We start from the raw sequence: 19,475 nt of genomic DNA, 5'->3' as shown, positions 1-19,475 counted from the left end.
AACTCCCCCGCCGATTCCAACTCCCCCGCCGATTCCAACTCCCACGCCGATTCCAACTCCCCCGCCCACTCCAGGTAATCCCGGTGTCATTTTCCTTGAACCACTTGGCAGTACCGACGTACTCGAAAGCTTGGGCAGCGATATATACAAAGTGCGACTAAATACTCAGCCAACTGCTAATGTCACCGTCGCCATTACCCCTACAACCCAAGTTACACTCAGCCTACCTGCCCTTACTTTTACTCCCGCCAATTGGAATGTCGCCCAAACGGTAACGGTTAAGGCTGTTGACGATGCGGTTGTTGAGGGCGATCGTCTAAGTCCAATTAGCCACGCCACTACCAGCACAGACACATTGTATAATAATCTAGTCGCCCCTCTCACAGTCAATATCAGCGATAACGATAACTCAGGCGATGTCAAAACCTTGTCCCAAAAGTCAGTAATCGGTTTGACAGACTCCGACGATCGCGTCACAGGATCGGCATTGAATGATATTATCCACGCACGCCCCGGCAATGATTATCTTGATGGCAAAGCAGGAGATGACTTGCTTTACGGACAAAAAGGGGATGACGGCATCAGTGGCGGTGATGGCGATGACATTATTTTTGGCGGTAAGGGGATTGATTTTATTCAGGGCGATCGCGGTACTGACTTGATTTACGGAGGTAAGGAAAACGATCGCATTTACAGCGGCGATGGCGACGATATATTGTTTGGTGATGGGGGCAATGATTACTTATTTGGAGAAATGGGTGCCGACACTCTCACAGGGGGATTGGGTTTTGATGTGTTTGCGATCGCGATCGATACTGGTGGAACAGACTTAGCCGCTGCCGATGTGATTACTGATTTTACCCCCAATCAAGACAAAATTGATTTAATTAGCCCCCTGGCTTTTAACCAGTTAAATATTTTTCAAGGAACAGGCGCTTTTGTTAGCGATACTATAATTCAGTATCAGGTAACAGGGGAATATTTAGCTGTCTTGAAAGGAGTGACTGCCAGTAGTATAGTTCAGGCAGTAACTTTTTAGACTTCGTATGTTGTTGCGCTTTAGCGCTAAAGCGCAACAACCTACCTACCCGATTTCGATCGCCTAATTTGTATGGTGCATCAACAGTCGATCGCACTTTTGCTGTGATTTTCAGGTATAGCAACCGCTTAATTTAAATTGTGTAGCCTGTCTTTGATTTTTGTGCGAGTAACCAATGCAGACTGACAGCGTTCCCAGTAAATTTTAGCAACGCGATCGCCCGGATTCTGACGCCAACATTCAGAAAACAGCCGCGCCGCTTCAAATAACTTCCCTTCCGAGTAAAGTGCCCTAGCTTCTGCAAACAATTCCAGCGTAGCTAACTTGGCTTGTTTAATTTCTGGTGGATCTGCATCAAACACCTCATAAATCGTCACAGCTTCGGATTTTCCCTTGACTTTTACCGTATCGAGAGTGCGGATTGTGTACTGAGATGGATTTTTCAGGCGCACATAAGTTGGCTGAGTAATTAACAGCGCCACCCCATAATTTTTCGTCAAACTTTCTACGCGAGAAGCTAAATTCACCGCATCGCTGATGACTGTCCCGTCCATGCGATTTGGTCCTCCCACAGTTCCCAGCATCAAAGAACCCGTATTAATCCCAATCCCAATCTGAATCGGCGCACAGCCAGCGTTAGCGCAGTATTCATTGTATTCAGCGAGACGGTGTACCATAGCAATTCCGGCTTTCACCGCATTATCCGCCTCGCCGCTAAATAGCGCCATAATCGCATCGCCAATATATTTGTCGATAAACCCCTTATTTTCATTAATGACGGGTTCCATGCGACTGAGATAAGAATTGATAAATTTGAAATTATCCTCCGGCGTCATAGTTTCCGAAAGCGTGGTGAAATCACGAATGTCGGAAAATAACACCGACATTTCTAACTGAACTTGGTCGCCCAGTTCCACATCAATGATGCTTGATTTCTCTAAAAACTGGAGGAATTGATGGGGAATAAATCGCTCGTAAGCTTTGTTGAGTTGAGCCAGCCTGCTTTCATTTTCGCGTACTTCTGTATAAAGCTTAGAATTTTGAATCGAGATCGCCGCCTGTCCAGATAACACTTTTAATATTTCTACTCTTTCAGGGGTAAAAGCACCCGCTGTCAGATTATTTTCTAAGTAAACAATACTAATGATTTGAGATTGGTTAATCAGCGGCACACATAAAATTGATTTGGGCTGATGCTTTCGGATGTGGGCGTCGTTGGTAAATTGTCCCGATCGGGCAGCATCATCGAGTACCACGCTTTCTTGAGTGCGACTCACATAATTGACAATTGCGGAGGAAAGTTCTTGACAGGTTTCAACGGGGATTGACTGCAACACTGTGACGAGTTCGTCATCGATTTTCCCTTCAGCTTCAATGAACAGTTGTCCCTGGCTTAACAAAATCAGATAGCCTCGTTGTGCCCCTGCATTTTCCATCAAAATTTTCATCAAGCTAGACAGTAGCTTATCTAGCATAATTTCTCCAGAAATCGCCTGAGAAGCCTTCATGACTGCGGCGATATCTAGGTGGTTCCCCGAACCAGTCGTTGTCATTGCTACGGTAGTTTGAGTGTTTTTCCTTCCCGGTTGAGTTACCGCGAATAATTGGGGATATCGCGTTTCTAAATCCGTTACCTTAGCAGTGGCTCCCCATTCAACATAACAATAATACGCCTCAAATATGTAGGCTTGAGCAACTTTTGTTTTGCCCCATTCCCCGTAGAATTTGGCTGCTAGTTCGTTTGCCAGGGCTTCGTCATTAACATATTTGTTTTCTTTGGCTCCCCAAATCGCGCGATCGTACATTTCAATCGCCTCAGCTTTATTGCCCAACACCCGTTGCCGTTCTGCTTCCACTAAATACCATTTATGCAGATAATTCATCGGAGCATTTTGCGCCCACTTTTGCAGCGTGCTTTGATGGGTTTCCACTAAGGCAATAATTTCAGTTTGCTCAATTGCTGGCTGTGCGGGAAAAAGTGCCAGATGCGTCAGGGCTGCATAAAAATGAAAAATTGGAACAAAAGCCGATCCAGATACTCCCATCAAATACTGTTTGACTTGGGAAATGTGGTCTAGGGCAGCCGTATAATTCCCATAGCAGTAAGCAAGCAGCAGTTTGTAGATGCAGGCACAGGCGATCGCCGTAAATTCATTATCCTGATAGTGCTTGGGAATCATCACCGTTTCATCGTAGGCAGAACCTATTAATAAATCCGGCCGAATACGGGTTTCCCTCAAGTTTTGCACCGTCTGCTGAATCATATCCAAATAAATCCGCGCAGAATATTGTTTCAACTGCGCCATTACCGCCCTATAATTTGCTATTTCTGGTTCCCAAGTATCTAGTTCTACACCAGCGAATAAATGAGTATAAAAACAAATATATATGTTGTAGCCAGCGTTTACAAAGTCGCCTGTTTCCATGCCCAACCTATAGCCCTCTTTCAGCGTCGGTATCGTTGCCAAAAGAGATTCTTGGCGATGCTGAATCCAGCCACCAAACAAAAGTAGAACTGTGGACTTGAATTCGGGTACATTCAACCTATCCAGCAATGAAAGTGCCAATTGCCCAAAGCCATAACCGGTTTCCACCTCTTGTAAAAAGGCACAGAAAACCATTCCGTGCATCGCATAACCCACAGTCGATGCGGGCGCATTCCCAAAGGAGAGTGATAAACTCACCATCGTGGAGCTCAGCAGGGGCAGCAAACCGGGCATTCCCTGGAAAATGGGTGGAAACAACATACCAGACAGTTGCATAGCTGCCTGAGTCTGTGGATTTGTCATCACAGGTAGGTCAACCAATTCCTCAATCTTTCTGCCACTTAGTTGGGCTGCAAGGGCTTGTAGCGCTTTGCCAATCTTGGCTTCATCAGGTTCGGCAGGGAGTTCAATCCCCAATTGTAAGAGTGCCTCTCTTGCTACTGCGATCGTTTCTAACACCTTGCTCTGGGCTGTCTGAGCGGCAATTTTAATTTCGTAAATTTTAACTCGATCTAAAATTGTTTGGGCTTCTTGCAAAACCAGTGCTGCCATCTGTTCCATACCATCAAAGTCACCATTCAAATAGGCAATTTCAGCAGCCGAAATATATAGATTTAGTGTCAATTCATATTGAGTTTGCCAGCAGTTGACTGTCAGTAGATCAATTCCCGTTTGTAGATAGATATTTGCCGCAGCGTAGGCGGTAGAATTTCTAGCTTTTCGTCCAGCTTCTAAGTTGCGTTGGGCTAAGGCTGAGCGTTCACTTAATTGATTGATTAACTCAATTCCTTGATTTAAATGCCCCACAATATCAAATATTTTTTCTTCTGTTTCTATCTCGGAAGAACTTTGTAGCAGTAACTGTCCTATTTTCAGATGAGTGGCTTGTTTTTGGTCATCGGGAATCAATGAATAAGCCGCTTGCTGGACGCGATCGTGCAGGAACTTATAAGTGGGATTAGCAACAGACTGATTCGAGGATTGAGCATCTGCTTGAATGAAGTTGTAGCCTTCTGAAATTACTAAAATGAGTCCTTCTTGCAAGGCTTTCCACAGCGCTGATTCCGTTTGTTCTGGTAATTCTTCGCTGACTATTGCCAATGTATCTAAATCAAACTGCGCCCCAATGCACGCGGCAAGTTTGAGAACATCCTGAGTTTCGGCAGGCAACTTCTGCAATTGCGCCGCCATAAACTCCACCACATCCGAGGCGTCGGAAAATTTAACTTGATTAATATCGCACTGCCACCCCCCTTGTACCCCCCTCTGTCCCCCCTTGGTAAGGGGGGATGAAAGGGGGGTGGGGGATTGAGGGGGGTTAAAAATAATTTGACCATCTTCATGCAACGCCTTGAGAAATTGAGTCGAGAAAAAGGGATTTCCTTGAGTTTTTTGATAAACCAATTCTGTCAAAGGTTGAGCAAAAGATAAATCGCAAATCAGCGTATCTGCTACCAACTGATTGAGATCTGCTAAACTCAATGGTTGCAGAGTAATCGTATTCACCGTGGCTCCAGACTTCACAATCTCATCCACCGTCAACATAAACGGATGAGCCGGTGATACCTCATTATCCCGATAAGCACCCAATACTAACAGATGCCCCGTATCCTCCATCAACAGTTGTAGCAATTTCAGCGATGCCGAATCTGCCCACTGCAAATCGTCCAGAAACATCACTAAGGGATGTTCTGCTTGGGTAAATACTTGCACAAATTTCTGCATCAGCAGATTGAAGCGATTTTGGGCTGCACTCCCCGACAATTCTAGTGCAGGACTTTGAGCGCCAATGATGTGTTCTAATTCAGGAATTACGTCAATCAAGACTTGCCCACTCTCGCCTACTGCGGTGAGAATCAGGGTTTTCCATCTGTGTAACTGAGCGTCACTTTCGGATAATAATTGTCCCATCAATTCCCGAAATGCTTGCACAAATGCCGAAAAGGGAATATTGCGTTGAAATTGGTCGTATTTGCCTTTAATAAAATAGCCACGCTGTCGGGCGATCGGCTTATGAACTTCGTTCACTACTGCGGTTTTACCAATCCCAGAAAAGCCAGCTACTAGCATCATTTCGGCACTAGCATTACGAACTCTTTCAAAGGCTTGTAATAGATTATCAACTTCAGTTTCTCTGCCGTATAACTTTTCGGGTATCAGGAAATGATCGGTAAGATCCAGCGTTCCCAAGTCAAATTCTTCTATACTATCGGTTTCTTGTAATTGAACCAGACATATTTCTAAATCCTGCTTAAGACCCAATGCAGTTTGATAGCGATTTTCCGCATTTTTTGCCATCAGCTTGCTGACAATTTGCGAGACAATTAGCGGAATTTCTGGCTTGATTTCGTGCGGGGGAACTGGTTGTCGGGCAATGTGGCAGTGAACTAGCTCTAAAGCGTCTTCTGTCTCAAAAGGCAGTTTTCCTGTCAGCAATTCGTAGAAGGTGACGCCGAGCGAGTAAAAGTCAGTGCGGTAATCGATAGAGCGATTCATCCTACCAGTTTGTTCTGGTGAAATATAGGGTAAGGTTCCTTCTAAAATGTTGGGATTTTTCAGGGTTGGCATTTCTCGCGTTAGCTGGGTGGAAATGCCAAAGTCGATAATTTTGAGCTGTCCGGTCGCTGGATTGAATACTATATTAGAAGGGTTAATATCTTTGTGGATAATATTGGCGCTATGAATTTGCCCTAAAGTTTCAGTGGCAGCGATCGCAATTTGCAGAAATTCCTTGAGGCTAAACTTTCGCTGCTGCATCCATATTTTCAAGGATTCCCCGCCAAAATCCTCCACAAAAATCACGAGGCTGTTTTGGTATTTTTGCAAGTCATAAACTTGCACGACTCCCGCCTCTTTCAGCTCTCGCGTGATACGGTATTCGGTGCGATAGCGTAGCAATTCTTGAGGTGTGGGGTAGCTTTCTTTGAGCAGTTTGAGGATGAGCGGTTGGCGATCCGCTTCCCGAATGGCCCGGTACACCAGAGAGTTGGCACTTTCGTAAAGCAACTTCTGGACGGCAATGCCTGGAATGGAGAGCATATTTATTTTTCTGGTAAAAATTAACGCCCAGTCAAAAAACACCGGGTTCGTTGTGTCGAGAATAACGCTTTAGAAAGGAACAAATTATGTTTTTATAACACACTCTTAGTTTTTCGGCAGCGAAGTGGGTTTCAGGTGGTCTGGCAGAGTAAGGGTAAGGAGTTATAATGCGACGTATTTAAGCCTTGTTAATTCTCAACTCCATGAATTGTCCCCGTTTCGGTTCTCCAAACATCGTTAAAAATTGTCCCACCCCCAGCGCTAAGCAAAACTTTAAATGTATATATTGTCACAAGCAGTTTGTTTCAAACCCAAGACATCAAAGGATTTCACAAGAAACAAAAAAATTGAGATATCAGCTTTTATGAGAAAAAATATCTTGAGTCGCGATTGTCAAAGTCACGAGGGTGTCCCCCCGCTGGTTCCAATACTATGTGTTTTTCAACAATTAGCATCAGTCCCCCGGAAAGTTCAAGTAAAGTCAAAAAACTAAGGCAAGCTAACGATCCAAGATGATGAAATGTAGTCGTTTGTAAGCAATAAGGGGAACAAGCAGTGGAAAGATCTGCCAATTGATGCCTTAACCAAAGAAATTCTAGCGATTTATAGCAATCCTACATGAGTCGTAAATTTTTTACTGCACCCCAACCCTCCCCTTACCAAGGGGAGGGAATAAGAAATTCACAAATGATTTAGCATGGCTATAGGAAGTCTAGTTGAAATGGATGCTAAAGGTTTGTCGGATTCCCTCCCAGTAGTTGACAGACAATGTGCCGTCTATTATACAGAGCTTTTGGTCGCATATAAAAAAGTTTTGCCTCGCCAGCGACACAAATCTGTCGGGAAAGATACGGGCAAAACTTCTGATCTCTAAAGATGCAATAACTCCCTGATGTACAGGATATCTCGCTATTGTTGTAAGAAAGAGTCTTTCCTAATCTAAAAAGCTCTCGAATCGTGTGGGAGCTTTGTGGTATTTTATTCATCATTACAACGCTTCTTTATCCCTAAAAGGATTAAGAATTTTTAGTTGCTATGCAGGACTACCAGACTTTTTTCTCATGATTTTGGAGAGTCATTTATCTACTTTCGCTTGCCCTTCCCCGCTACAAACTCCCGCAGCCGCAGTAAACTAGCGGTTTGCCCCAAATTCAGCGGCAGCAGCGACACTCCCTCCAACCGAGACTGCACCCAACCATCGCCCCAATACCACTCGTGAAACCCGTCAATTCCCTGACTCAATAACAGCCGCAGACAATTGTGCTCAACAATATCAACGTGATGCTGAACTGCCACGGGGCCTAGCCAACTTGTAAAGGTCAAACCTTGAGCAAATTCTTCCGGCAAACCGCTAGACAACTGCTGCGGCCACAGCCACTGCTGCAATTGACTCGGACGCAACAAGCTGTCTCTAATCGCTGTTTCGGAAGCTTCAAGCTCAATCCGCAGGTTGCTTTGTTGAAAATTACCGAGCATAAGAATTTTAGATATAAGTGCAAGTAACTTTAATGTAACTTATTGCATTGGTTCTAAACTCTTATGGGCGGGCTAGGAGCAACGGCCCACAAAAACCAAATGCACTCTTTGTGGAACAGGCCGGAAAGCCTGTTCAGGGCGGGCGGGCTAGGAGCAACGGCCCACAAGCAGAAAATTCACTGTTTGTGGAACAGGCTAGGGAAGCCTGTTTATGTCCGGGCGGGCTAGAAGTCCTCCCCACAAGCAGAAAATTCATTCTTTGTGGAACAGGCATCTTGCCTGTTCTTAGAAAATAGTGCAAAATGTTCGATCGCACACCAGGGCACCATTGCACATTAGCGTCGATCCGCGTTCATCTGCCGTTAAAGATTTAAGATATTCGATCGCACCTACTGCCCCAGACCCGATTTTCGTATCGAACTGTTAAGCTCTGTTTCATTTCATTTAAATCTCCCGTCGTTACCCCACCGCACCGAAACTCCGTGATACCATCACATCTGAGTAAAGACTATAGATAAAAAACTGGGGAGAAAAACTTTGACACTAAGGGTTGCAGTAGTAGGTTCAGGCCCTGCGGGTTCTTCCGCCGCCGAAACACTCGTAAAAGCAGGAATCGAAACATACCTATTCGAGCGCAAATTAGACTACGCCAAACCCTGTGGCGGGGCAATTCCCCTGTGCATGGTACAGGAATTTGACTTGCCGCAAAGCATTATAGACCGCCAAGTCAGAAAAATGAAAATGATCTCCCCCTCCAACGTAGAGGTGGACATCAACATCGAAAACGCCCACGAATACATCGGTATGTGCCGCCGCGAAGTGCTCGATGGCTTTATGCGCGATCGGGCTGCGACCCTAGGTGCCAAACTAATTAACGGTACCGTTCACACACTAGAGATTCCCGGCAACAATAAAGACCCCTACATTCTCCACTATGCCGACCACTCCAACGGCGCGGCAATGGGAATTCAGAAAACTCTGAAAGTGGATTTGGTGATTGGGGCTGACGGTGCTAACTCCCGCGTAGCAAAGGCGATCGATGCTGGTGATTACAATTATGCGATCGCCTTCCAAGAACGCATCCGCCTGCCGGAAGATAAAATGGCTTACTACCACGACTTAGCCGAAATGTACGTCGGCGATGACGTATCTACCGATTTCTACGCTTGGGTGTTCCCCAAATACGACCACGTAGCCGTCGGTACTGGCACGATGAAAGTCAATCAAGCCAGCATCAAAAAGCTGCAAGCAGGTGTCCGTGCCCGCGCTGCCAAAAGACTCATGGGCGGTGAGATCATTAAAGTGGAAGCTCACCCCATCCCAGAACATCCGCGTCCCCGCCGGGTTGTGGGCCGAGTTGCTCTCGTAGGCGATGCCGCAGGTTATGTTACCAAGTCTTCGGGCGAAGGTATCTATTTTGCTGCGAAGTCTGGCCGGATGTGTGCGGAAACGATTGTGGAGATTTCTCAGCAGGGTACGCGGATTCCTACTGAACAGGAAATCAAGCTTTATCTGAAGCGGTGGGATAAAGCTTACGGGATTACTTACAAAGTGCTTGACATTTTGCAACGGGTGTTTTACCGTTCTGATGCTACTCGCGAAGCTTTTGTGGAAATGTGTGCCGATCGCGATGTGCAGAAACTCACATTCGATAGCTACTTGTATAAGACAGTAGTACCGGCTAATCCTTTCGTGCAGATGAAGATTACTGCGAAAACCATCGGTAGCTTGCTGCGCGGCAATGCTTTAGCGCCTTAATTACCTGCGGGTAAGCGCACTTTGTATAAAAAAAGCGGGCAGTTTTCTAACTGCTCGCTTTTTTTTCAGAGTTCAGATAATGAACTGTGAAAATTCACAGGCGAGACGCCTGTGCTACGGGCGCTAAGGAAGAGAAAGAAGAATTGTTAGTTCAAGTTCAACTGAACTAAAGTATCGGGGGCGAGGAAGTGAGAAATGTGATAAGCCCGCTCTTCTGTTTTTAGCAGGATTTTTTCGTAGAGGTAGCGGGTAGCTCGATCGCCCAAACTTTCTGCTTGTCCTGCTTGACGGCGCAGCAAACCTATGATAGCTTGTTCCGCAGTCAAATCGTGTTCCAGCATTTGGCGGCACGAATACACGCCGTCTGCTTCCGGCTCGAAACAGCACAACTCAGCTAATTTGCTAAAGCTAGCTGCTGGTATGCCGCCCAATCCGTTCAACCGTTCGCCCAACTCGTGGACGTTATCTTGAGCTTCACCGTAACTTTCTTGAAAGAATTGGTGCAAGGAGTAGAATTCTGCCCCTTCCACCACAAAATGATGTTTTTGATATTGCAGGTATAAAGCCTGAAAACTGGCCAGCAGCGCGTTCATCCCTTCACAAATCGGTGCTGTGACTGAATGTTCCAGTAGAACTGGGTTTTCGGCTATGTGGCCAAATGGTCTCAATGCACTCTGAGTCTGGGCCATGTGTGTTCTCCTCTCAATAGGCAGTTTTGTTGCCAATAGAGTCAGTCTAGCACCCTAGATTTACCCGTCAAGCAGGGTCTGCCTCGATAGTGCAAGATTTTGTAGAATAGGAATTTATTTTTGTAAACCTATTGAGAATAATTAGCAGTTGGGTTATGCTTTAACAAGATGCTCGTTCTGAAGGCTTCCTGAAAGTGGGGCGAACCTTCTGAAGGCAGAAGGCAGAGGGCAAAAGGCAGAATTTTTCAGAAAGGGCTTTTGATCATCTTTGATGTTCTGCTGAAATCTGGCTTTTAACTTCTACCCGCTACCAGTCAGGGTAAAAATTAATGCAAATTATTACTGTTGTTAAAAAATGAATCCAGCAGATCCAGAATTAGAAGTTTGTAACATTGTGCAAGTTAGTTGGCTAGATAGGTGGCAAGTTTACAAACGCTTGCAAGAACTAGAAATTCCCTGCTGGTGTGCGGTTGACCAACCTTTGCGGGCAAAAGTCAACACAGTTAAACAAGCGGCTCAGTTAATGAGCGTGTTGAGGCAAGTCAGTGCCCCTCGATACGAACTGGTGCAATGGCTGGAGTGCTGCTGGCAAATGGCTTCAAGGTAGAAGGAAGTTCGGCAACGAGCAATGTACAAGATGTAACGGATTTAAAGGAGTCATAACAATGTATAAATCTGGCAAGCAAGTTTCCGAATTCAGTTTAGAGGGAGAAATCCTCGCCCTGATTGTTGAAGATGGCTGCAAACTTAAATATTTGCGAATTAGCAGCGATCGCGGAGTAGAATTTCTTGTTAAACTTTCCAAGGAATTGCGGTCATTTCTGTCGCCTATTTTCACACCGGGGTTGAGAGTTCAAGTTGTAGGTGAGAAAGAACTCAATTTAAAAAACGGTAAAATAAAACTTAAAGCTCGCAGCCTTAAGCTGGCTCAGGGTCAAAATGATCGATCGCCAGAACAGCTCGACTCCACCAATCTGCCTGTTGGGGTATTGACATCCGACGATCGCGCGATCGGCAAAAGCGAATTCACCTCTGACACAGCAGCTCAAACTGTAAAAGCTCCGGCAAAAACCCAAACCAAAATATTAGTATGTCAAAAATCAGACTGCCTAAAGCGGGGCGCTGGAGGAGTCTGTAAAGCTTTAGAAAATGCTTTGAATTCGCGCGGTTTAGAAGAGCAAGTGACAGTACAGGGAACCGGATGTCTCAAACAGTGCAAAGCCGGCCCAAATATAGTTGTGATGCCGGACAAAACTCGCTACAGCCGCATTGCACCGGCAGAAGTTCCAGCAATCATTGACAAACATTTTGCAGTTGTTAAAGCTTAGGCGATCGCCCGGATGCCGAAACAGTGCGTTAGACATTGGGAAAAATTATTCCGATCGGACTGGCGGCCAAAAACTCAGGTCTTCTAGGTGCTGGTGCGCGCACCTTACGTCTTAATTTGAGTTCGGGTTGTAGTTCGATCGCGCGAATCGATTCACAGGCGATTGTCCGAAAAAACAGAAAAAATGACAACAACTATCACTTAGGGGCTTCCTTCGGGAGAATATCTAAGGATAGACTGTATCTGAGACCCTGTGAGTATTGGGATAAAAAGCCATGTCAGAAGCTGATCTTCGAGCCCATCAGCACCAATCGTACCCTGCTGTTCCATCCGATACCGAACCATTGCACTCAGATTTTGCTAATGCTGGGGGTTTTGAGCCGATCGCCCCCGATGCGACAGACCTTCCCGCAACGGTGCCCCAACAGCCAGAAGAAGACTGGCAAACAGTAGATTTTCCCAACGCCATCGGCGTAGATGCAATTCCCACACAACCTGAAACAAAAAATTCGCAATCTCCGACACAGCCGACTGAGGCGGGCTCGCCCCCGATTTCAGAGAATCTAAAAAATATGCTTGGGAATGCCGAACAGGCCAAGGGCAAAGGATCGACCCCAGTCACCCTCATGCAAGCGCTGCACGAATGCAACCGCGACCTTTTACAGCGCATCGCCCAGCTAGAAACAGCTCTCGAAGAGTCCCAAAAAACCTTGCAGAATCGCGAAACTTTGCTAGAACAGCGGACTGCAGAACTCGAAAATACTCAAGAACAATTGACGCGGTTGTTTGGCAAAGTGGAAGTTTCCCATCAAACCCTCCAAAGTCAAGAAATTTTAGTCGAAAGTTTAAGAAGTCAGTTGACAACCAGCCAAGTCAGGCTAGCGACTATTGAGCGAGAATGTGCGTCTACTGTGCAGCGCTACAACGAACAGTTACACCAGTTAGTAGCCACAGAAAATATTTGCAGGGAATTGCGAGCCCGCTTGCACCGCCAGCAGCGCCACACTCTGCAATTCAAAGCTGCCTTGGAAAGAAGTTTGGACAGGCCGCAGGTAAAGTCGCCGAGGATCGAGCCGCCTGACAATAATCTGGACACCGCCAGCGCACAATTAGAATCTTTGCTCGCGGCGGTCAAAAGCTCTCAAGTTCCGCTGCCGCCAGCCTTTAACGCTTCCCCTGTCCAACCTTGGTCGGAAACCGAAGAGAATCCAGAGGTAGCGGTTGTTGTCGATGCGATCGAGCCTGAATCCCCAGCCAATCTGGAACTCAACAAATTAGCCGAAGTATCCGGCATTCAATTACAGGAAGCCGAAACCTACCAGCCTCATGAGCCGGCACCTGACTCGGCCCCTGCGGTTGCGGAACCTGAACAGCCGATGGCTGAGTCTGAACCCGAAACTGCTACCAATGTGGACACGCAAGAATTAGCCCGGGCTTTTCAAATTTTGAACTCCGTTGAAACCTTTGGCATTCAAGAAGTGCGATCGAGTGTGGCAAAACCTACAGCAGTCGCCCAACCAGACTGGCTGAGCTTGATTGCCAGTCCGCTGCGGGCTTCTAAAAAACGTCGATCACTAGCTGAAATTGAATTGCCGAGTTTTCGATAGCGAACTGAAGTTGCTAGTTTTGAGTCCACACTCAAAACTCAACACTCTTTTCTCCCCTTTCCCATGCCATAGGTGAGAGCATAGCTGGTAGCCAACAGCCACAGCCAAACAGCCGGATATCGGGGTTCCAACCAAGGTTGTACCCTGCGGGCGAAGCCGGGAAGCCATCCGAACAGCAAACTGGCCAAAGCCAGCAGAGTAAAATTCAAGTAACTTCCCAGCCAGCGCCAAATATCCCCCAAAGTGACAAAATCTAAAATCCACAAGAGGAGAGAAGGATTTTTTCCGGCTGCTTCGATCGCCAGTCGATTGAAAGTTAGCCAGTCGGTTCTGTCTTTAATAAAAGTTTCAGCTACGGCGAGTTTTTGTGCTGCCAAAATACCGAAAAAGGTATTGAGAATTGAATTAATTCTTTGGGGTGGCAAACTGCTCCCGGTAGGAACCATCATGCCTTTAGAAAATAGCCAAGTTACTGAAACATTACTCTGGTAGGCGCGAATTTGGTTTAAGTGATTTGCCGTCAACAAATTGTGCTTTAATGCTGTATCCAAAAGGTCTGTTAAGCGAAAAAGATTGCGGACGAGGGAGCCGAAGCCGGTGAAAACGAGGGGAGATTGCAGGGATGCTGCGTCGCCGATCGAGACTAGGCGATCGATCGCCACGGAGCGATCGCTGCTGTTGCTGCTAAAATGCCCCGGAATATAACCAAATGTCGGTTTTTTCCACACCAATTTATCGACATCGCAGCGACGGTATTCCGGCAAAATTGCGAAAAAATCCTCGTACATTTCCAGCAAAGAACCGGGATTCTCTGGATGTACTTGGTGGTAGTGAAATAGATAAACTGTCAGTTCTGTGCCGGCGCCGGGAAACAACTCCCAGATGAGCTGGCGCCCGCGGGAAATGTCCCCGTGAGTGTAGAGCACATCCCCGTACTCGGAATCCCATACTCCTGGCTCAAATCCTCCGTCGATGACTGCTCCCACTGTCGGACAAACGCTGTCAAAAGTCCGCCCTTCGTTCAATTGCCAAGCGATGGGAGAAGCCGAACCCATTGCATCCACCAGTAACCGTCCTAATGCAGTGCGATCGGCTTTTGTCGGCAAGTGGTGGCCCTGAACTACTACTTTTTCCGCTGCAACATCGGCTCTAAGAAATTCAGTTTCGTCCCAGATTTCTCCACCAGCTTCTGTTAGTTTAAGTCCCGCTAAATTCAGCAGTTTCTCTCCGTCCAAAGCTACATTGAGTACCTTTGGTGTGTGCAGAACTGGCGCTTTAGCAACGGGTGGATTGTTAGCATCAAAAAACTTGTTGTAGCCATCTTTGTATTCTCTGGCAATCAAAGTTTCGATTTCTGCAGCAGTAAATAAACCCAAATCAATTAAGCTTTGAATTTCATCCCGCGAAATATTCCACTCGCGATTCATTCGCCCGAAAGGCATTCGCTCAACTAGCAGCACCCGGTAGCCCAATCTCGCCATAACTGCGGCGTGAATCACTCCCAAGGCCCCGCCAATATAAATTAAGTCATAAAAAGTATCGCCAGAATCAGACACCGAAATCGTGTCTTCTGCCTTCTGCCCTGTTCCCTCTTCCTTCAAAAACACTACTTGTTTTGGCTTTTGAGGATTGCGAGTGCCTTCGCGCCAACGCTGTTCCCACCAGTAGACGCGCTTAAGGTCGTATTCGCCTTGAGGCATTTTTTGGAAGTATTTGACGGTCAAGGGGTAATAGGGGGCAAGAGCCTCAAAAATTGACTGTTTGGAGAGGTCTATGACAGGGGGTTCCTGGTAGCGATCGGGGAACTTGTTTCTCACAGCAAGATTCAGAGCTTCCAGGAACTTTCTTTCTCCAGCGGGCGCGTCTTCTAGACGAAAGACTTTTAAATAAGTGGTGCGTTGCAGTGACCAGACAAAGGTGGAAAGTTCTGTCGATCGCCAATTTTGGTTTCCTGAATTGGTGTCAGCCAAGGCGGGTTTTGGATTGGCATTTTGAGTTCCAGACTTCTGAACCTCGGCTGCTGTTGCGCCTGAAACCAGGCGAAAACCGTCAGCAGTAATAATTTTTTCTCCGATTCCGGGATCGAATTCGTGCTGCAACCAAGTGCAGACGGCTGCTGTATCCGGTGTCGGGACTTCTAGATAAAGAATTTCTTGCATGATTAGGCTCTCAATTGAGAATAAATTAATAAAGATGGGGGAGTTGACAAGGGAGCAAAGTAGGCTATACTCCGCGAATACTTATTTAGTTTTAAATAAGTTTACAATGTTCTCAGATTTTTAGGTTTTCGATCGCTCTCGGTGTGCCCGCAGTGGCTGAATATCTACTCCTTTCGGTATGCACTTCTATGAATTATCCCATTCCTACGAATCCTCAAGAAATGATTGCTTTGCGACAGCAGCCACTGAATGAAGAATTGGTGGCATCGGCGATCGCGGGTGTGATTCAAATAGCTCGATCGCGAGCTCAGTCTTTGGATGAGTTGAAAGCTGAGGTGCTCGCCGACGACAACCTGCTCGATTTGGCTCAAAGGCGCTGGCTGAGCGAGATTGTAGCTCAAGCTTGGGAAAATTTGCCCTGAATTGTCAAAATCCCAACAAGACACGGCGGTTGAAGAAAAAGACAAGGCGAATCGAATTCGCGTCTATACAAACAAAACCCGGATGGTGCGCGGGTTGAAGACACGGCGGTGAAAATTACATGATATTCTTCAGTCCGCGGAGGCGGACTTCGTTTGTGTAGTCGCGAATTCCATTCGTACGTCCTATCTTATCAAATATTTTAAGATGCGAATAATTTGACTGATATGATCAATGAAATAATCATTTAAATCGACTTCCATGATTTGATTACTAAGACTTCATTCAGTTGACAGTTGACAGTTGACAGATGAGTGCGACCTCTACCTAGAAGGAAGAGGATTGGAGTAATGAATAGTTTTCTTTTGATTTCTCGCCTTTAAGGGAGAGGCTTTAAACCAATTCTTTCTGGTAAAAATTTCCCATCTATCTTGAAATTATCTGCGTTAATCTGTGTTAATCTACCTGACATCTGCGGTTGATCTATCAATGAAAGATTTATGCAATTCAAGTCTATTGTAGAACTTAGCCACTAGCGCAACTCAACTTCTCGCTTGACTTCTGCCAAAACTCGATCGCCCCGCGTCAATCGATATTCTGCGCGCCACACTCCGGGAATCAGAGGAGAATTTGTACTGTTTCTTTTGCCGACATAACCCAACCAAGTGCGGCTGGGGGCTTTAATTTCATTGGTTTGATCGGCGATGGTTGTGCCGTTGGGTGCCAATAATTTGTATTGTTCGCGATCGCCCTTGAGCACTCCGTAACTTTGCACCCAAAACAACAAAGCTGGACTGTTTGCAGGCAGTTGAGTCTCTGAAAATTGTCCTTCCCAGACAGCGTTGATATCGGGCGGCTTATTGGCAAAACCGGCCCGAATTAAACCTGTGGAAATATAGTCTAGAGGTTTGTCCCAAATGGGATTGCGGGCGATGTTGCAGCCTAATTTGGCATCGGGGCCGACAAACGGATCTACGGGTTTGCCTTGATAGCGAAAAGTTACGTGTACATGGGGGAAAGATGCCATCCCAGAGTTTCCCACCATGCCCAAAACTGTGCCTTTTTGTACCTGCATCCCCGGTTTGACGGCAACGCTGCCTTTGCGGAGGTGGCAGTATTGGGCTTCCCAGCCTGCGCCGTGGTCGATTACCATGCCGTTGCCGCATTCTGTGCCTGCGATGTTGGCTTTGTCTGTATCATTTTGTAAACGCCGATCGACCACACCATCTCGTGCTCGCAAAACTTGGCCTGCAGCGGAGGCGATAACTGGAACTCCTTTTGCCATTGCTTTGGCGTCGGGAATGGCGAAGTCTGTGCCGTCGTGGCCGTCGTAGGTTTGTCGCCCGCATCCAACATCGACGGCGGTGGGGCCGGGTTCTCGATCGAAATACAGCAATACAAAACAGTCTTTTCCTAGGGTACAGTCGATCGGCTGGCCGAATTGCGGGTTGTTGGGCTTTTGGGCGACTGCGGTCGAAACGAGACGCTGGGCGATCGTGTTGGCTTCGGCGATCGGGGCATTGACTCCGGTTTGGCTAGCACAGCTAGAAAGATTTGTCAACCCCACGGTCAACAAAATTGCAGAAATGTGTTTTGTGAATAGTATAGTCATTCGCCGGTTGGATGTAAAAGCTGAGGTGGGTAGTGAAAAATCAATTAATCATTCAGAATATAGTTGCTCAAGAATCTAGACGATCGGTAAGGTCTTTTCGTTTCCTAGATTTGTTGTATTATTCTCGGTGTTGAATTTTAAATTCTTAATTACTTCAAAAATGCGCTCTAAAATTCAATCGCTCATTTCGATAATTCGGCTAGCCGGTCTTGCTGTTGCTGCTTTGGCGATGTGGGGATTTGCCACCATTGCCGAAGAAGTTTTGGAAAAGGAAACCTACGCTTTCGATACATCTATTTTACTATATCTTAGGAGCCTGCACACTCCGCTGCTCGATCGCATCATGCTCGGCTTTACATTTTTTGGGGAGCCAAATTTACTGCTCGTGCTGAGCGTGAGTTTGGGTATTGTATTGTGGGTGAGCAAACATCGCTCCGAAGCCACAACTATTGCAGTTACCGGCGCAGGCGCGATCGGTTTAAACCTACTGTTAAAAAAACTGTTTGCCCGCGCTCGACCTCAACTTTGGGAGCGCACGGTTGATGTGAGATTTTACAGTTTTCCTAGCGGACACGCAATGATTTCAATGGTTATTTACGGTTTGCTAGGATATTTCTTGGGTTCGCGCTTTCCCAAGCAGCGCTGGTTGATTTACAGTTTGACAGTTGTATTAGTTGCTGCTATTGGTTTCAGTCGGCTTTATCTAGGAGTCCACTGGCCTACCGATGTTATTGCCGGTTACGCAGCCGGTTTAATTTGGCTGATGGCGTGCATTTTTAGTTTGGAAGTCTGGAAGCAGTTTCGCGCTTCTAGTGCTGTTTCTGAAGAGAAGTTTTTGTCACCAGATCACCCTCAATAAGGGCTTTTACCTGACTGCTCAATACTAATTATTTGCTTTTGGGTAAAACACATCGCAATCCCTTTTTCATAGTAAGCCGCCTCGTTAATAAAAATTGGATAAACAATCGATTTGTCTTCATACAATACCGACTCACCATCAAAGGTCAAAAACATCGGATCGCCAGGATTTAGGGCTTCATAATCTCTGGATTGTAGCCCAGGATGGATCATTGCCTGAATTTCTCCAGACTTGTTTCTGGGATAGTCGATCGCCCCAATGGTGTGATAAACAGTCAGGGGATTTGTGGCAGCAGGCATTGTGCCTAGATTGTAGCTTTCTACGCAGTCTAAAATTGTGCCAACAACTTGCTCGGTTTGCTGAAACAAAGACGCATCTAATACGCCTTGTGGCACTGCACCAACTTCTAGCGTACCGCCTAACTCGGAGAGCGATCGCAGCAAAGGACTATCTTCATTCTTGGTTGTCGCAGCCAGCAGCTTGAGGTGGGGATACACAGAGGTTAAATAAGCTGCTAGTTGCAGGTTAAAGGGATGCTGGCTGGCGAGAATGAAGGTTAGCCCCATGTTTGATGTGGTGCTATGCAAGTCGATGATTAAGCTTTGTTGCTGGGTGTTTTTTGAGCTAAAAATGTGGTAGATTTCTTTCGCCCGCTGGGCTTCGTAGCTGGAGAGTTGGGGATTTTCTAAATCTTGCTGGCGAAAGCAGCGGTTGAGGTCGATATCGACGTAGCGTCTCCCGATTTCGGAAGCTTGGGGATTGGCTAGCAGGGCGATTGTTTCAAAAGTCGATCGCCCAATTGACTCTGGCGCGCGATCGAACTTCTTCACAAGGTATACTCCTGTGAGTTCGTTTCCGTGGGTTCCTCCCACTATGGCAACACGTTTAATTAGATTCATAAACAAACAACTCTCTATCCCAAGCCTACCATCATTTGTCATCAGTTGGTAACAAAGACCTCAGAAACCGGGTTTCTCTTTATATTTTTCGTCACTCAAACGCTC

At 46.4% G+C, this 19,475-nt stretch carries 13 protein-coding genes; 7 read left to right on the top strand and 6 right to left on the bottom strand.

Annotation, left to right across the window (positions count from 1 at the left end; all coding sequences use genetic code 11):
• On the top strand, positions 1-1,039 hold a 1,039-nt coding region (locus QUA44_RS11640; RefSeq protein WP_445243653.1), incomplete at its 5' end, for a calcium-binding protein.
• A gap of 128 nt (positions 1,040-1,167) precedes the next feature.
• On the opposite strand, the gene QUA44_RS11635 is transcribed toward QUA44_RS11640, so the two are convergent.
• Both QUA44_RS11635 and QUA44_RS11630 read right to left on the bottom strand, forming a co-directional pair.
• Complete coding sequence (locus QUA44_RS11635) at positions 1,168-6,564, bottom strand: AAA family ATPase (RefSeq protein WP_333250508.1); 5,397 nt, start codon at positions 6,562-6,564, stop codon at positions 1,168-1,170.
• A gap of 1,083 nt (positions 6,565-7,647) precedes the next feature.
• A complete protein-coding gene (locus QUA44_RS11630; RefSeq protein WP_333057711.1) occupies positions 7,648-8,040 on the bottom strand; it encodes a hypothetical protein in 393 nt (130 codons plus the stop codon).
• A 537-nt stretch (positions 8,041-8,577) separates the two neighbouring features.
• Here QUA44_RS11630 and chlP point away from each other — a divergent pair.
• Positions 8,578-9,798: a geranylgeranyl reductase gene (chlP, locus tag QUA44_RS11625; protein ID WP_333250506.1), complete on the top strand. Its 1,221-nt coding sequence runs from the start codon at positions 8,578-8,580 to the stop codon at positions 9,796-9,798.
• A 146-nt stretch (positions 9,799-9,944) separates the two neighbouring features.
• Here chlP and QUA44_RS11620 read toward each other — a convergent pair whose 3' ends face one another.
• Positions 9,945-10,487, bottom strand: a complete 543-nt coding sequence (locus QUA44_RS11620; protein ID WP_333250504.1) for a Dps family protein — start codon at positions 10,485-10,487, stop codon at positions 9,945-9,947.
• A 355-nt stretch (positions 10,488-10,842) separates the two neighbouring features.
• On the opposite strand from QUA44_RS11620, the gene QUA44_RS11615 reads away from it, so the two are divergent.
• The 3 genes from QUA44_RS11615 (at position 10,843) to QUA44_RS11605 (ending at position 13,421) form a co-directional block, all read left to right on the top strand.
• A complete protein-coding gene (locus tag QUA44_RS11615; protein WP_333250502.1) occupies positions 10,843-11,094 on the top strand; it encodes an Asr1405/Asl0597 family protein in 252 nt (83 codons plus the stop codon).
• A gap of 58 nt (positions 11,095-11,152) precedes the next feature.
• Positions 11,153-11,815, top strand: coding sequence for a (2Fe-2S) ferredoxin domain-containing protein (locus QUA44_RS11610; RefSeq protein WP_333250500.1), 663 nt, complete (start codon positions 11,153-11,155; stop codon positions 11,813-11,815).
• 274 nt (positions 11,816-12,089) lie between these two features.
• Positions 12,090-13,421, top strand: a complete 1,332-nt coding sequence (locus QUA44_RS11605) for a hypothetical protein (RefSeq protein ID WP_333250498.1) — start codon at positions 12,090-12,092, stop codon at positions 13,419-13,421.
• A 38-nt stretch (positions 13,422-13,459) separates the two neighbouring features.
• Here QUA44_RS11605 and QUA44_RS11600 read toward each other — a convergent pair whose 3' ends face one another.
• Positions 13,460-15,580: a flavin-dependent dehydrogenase gene (locus QUA44_RS11600; protein ID WP_333250496.1), complete on the bottom strand. Its 2,121-nt coding sequence runs from the start codon at positions 15,578-15,580 to the stop codon at positions 13,460-13,462.
• Between the two features lie 188 nt (positions 15,581-15,768).
• Between QUA44_RS11600 and QUA44_RS11595 the strand changes: the two genes are divergently transcribed.
• On the top strand, positions 15,769-16,002 hold the full coding sequence (locus QUA44_RS11595) for a hypothetical protein (RefSeq protein WP_333250495.1): 234 nt from the start codon (positions 15,769-15,771) through the stop codon (positions 16,000-16,002).
• 530 nt (positions 16,003-16,532) lie between these two features.
• Here QUA44_RS11595 and QUA44_RS11590 read toward each other — a convergent pair.
• Positions 16,533-17,612 carry a M23 family metallopeptidase gene (locus tag QUA44_RS11590; RefSeq protein WP_333250493.1) on the bottom strand — a complete coding sequence of 360 codons (1,080 nt, stop codon included), beginning with the start codon at positions 17,610-17,612 and terminating at the stop codon, positions 16,533-16,535.
• A gap of 160 nt (positions 17,613-17,772) precedes the next feature.
• Here QUA44_RS11590 and QUA44_RS11585 point away from each other — a divergent pair, with 160 nt between their 5' ends.
• Positions 17,773-18,471 (top strand): phosphatase PAP2 family protein, encoded by a 699-nt coding sequence (locus QUA44_RS11585; protein ID WP_333250491.1) that lies wholly within the window; start codon positions 17,773-17,775, stop codon positions 18,469-18,471.
• Here the strand turns inward: QUA44_RS11585 and QUA44_RS11580 are convergent.
• Positions 18,465-19,370 carry an aspartoacylase gene (locus QUA44_RS11580; RefSeq protein WP_333250489.1) on the bottom strand — a complete coding sequence of 302 codons (906 nt, stop codon included), beginning with the start codon at positions 19,368-19,370 and terminating at the stop codon, positions 18,465-18,467. The two genes, QUA44_RS11585 and QUA44_RS11580, sit on opposite strands and share 7 nt — an antisense overlap.
• Between the last annotated feature and the right edge of the window lie 105 nt (positions 19,371-19,475).

The sequence above is a fragment of the Microcoleus sp. N9_A2 genome (assembly GCF_036701775.1).
Taxonomy (GTDB): domain Bacteria; phylum Cyanobacteriota; class Cyanobacteriia; order Cyanobacteriales; family Microcoleaceae; genus Microcoleus.
This window is presented reverse-complemented; position numbering and strand designations above follow the sequence as displayed.

Bases quoted from the DNA above. Each gene is read 5' to 3' on its own strand.
- QUA44_RS11590 (WP_333250493.1), bottom strand. From the start codon at position 17,612: ATGACTATACTATTCACAAAACACATTTCTGCAATTTTGTTGACCGTG.
- QUA44_RS11605 (WP_333250498.1), top strand. From the start codon at position 12,090: ATGTCAGAAGCTGATCTTCGAGCCCATCAGCACCAATCGTACCCTGCT.
- QUA44_RS11585 (WP_333250491.1), top strand. From the start codon at position 17,773: ATGCGCTCTAAAATTCAATCGCTCATTTCGATAATTCGGCTAGCCGGT.
- QUA44_RS11595 (WP_333250495.1), top strand. From the start codon at position 15,769: ATGAATTATCCCATTCCTACGAATCCTCAAGAAATGATTGCTTTGCGA.
- QUA44_RS11600 (WP_333250496.1), bottom strand. From the start codon at position 15,580: ATGCAAGAAATTCTTTATCTAGAAGTCCCGACACCGGATACAGCAGCC.
- QUA44_RS11620 (WP_333250504.1), bottom strand. From the start codon at position 10,487: ATGGCCCAGACTCAGAGTGCATTGAGACCATTTGGCCACATAGCCGAA.
- QUA44_RS11615 (WP_333250502.1), top strand. From the start codon at position 10,843: ATGAATCCAGCAGATCCAGAATTAGAAGTTTGTAACATTGTGCAAGTT.
- QUA44_RS11580 (WP_333250489.1), bottom strand. From the start codon at position 19,370: ATGAATCTAATTAAACGTGTTGCCATAGTGGGAGGAACCCACGGAAAC.
- QUA44_RS11635 (WP_333250508.1), bottom strand. From the start codon at position 6,564: ATGCTCTCCATTCCAGGCATTGCCGTCCAGAAGTTGCTTTACGAAAGT.
- QUA44_RS11630 (WP_333057711.1), bottom strand. From the start codon at position 8,040: ATGCTCGGTAATTTTCAACAAAGCAACCTGCGGATTGAGCTTGAAGCT.
- QUA44_RS11610 (WP_333250500.1), top strand. From the start codon at position 11,153: ATGTATAAATCTGGCAAGCAAGTTTCCGAATTCAGTTTAGAGGGAGAA.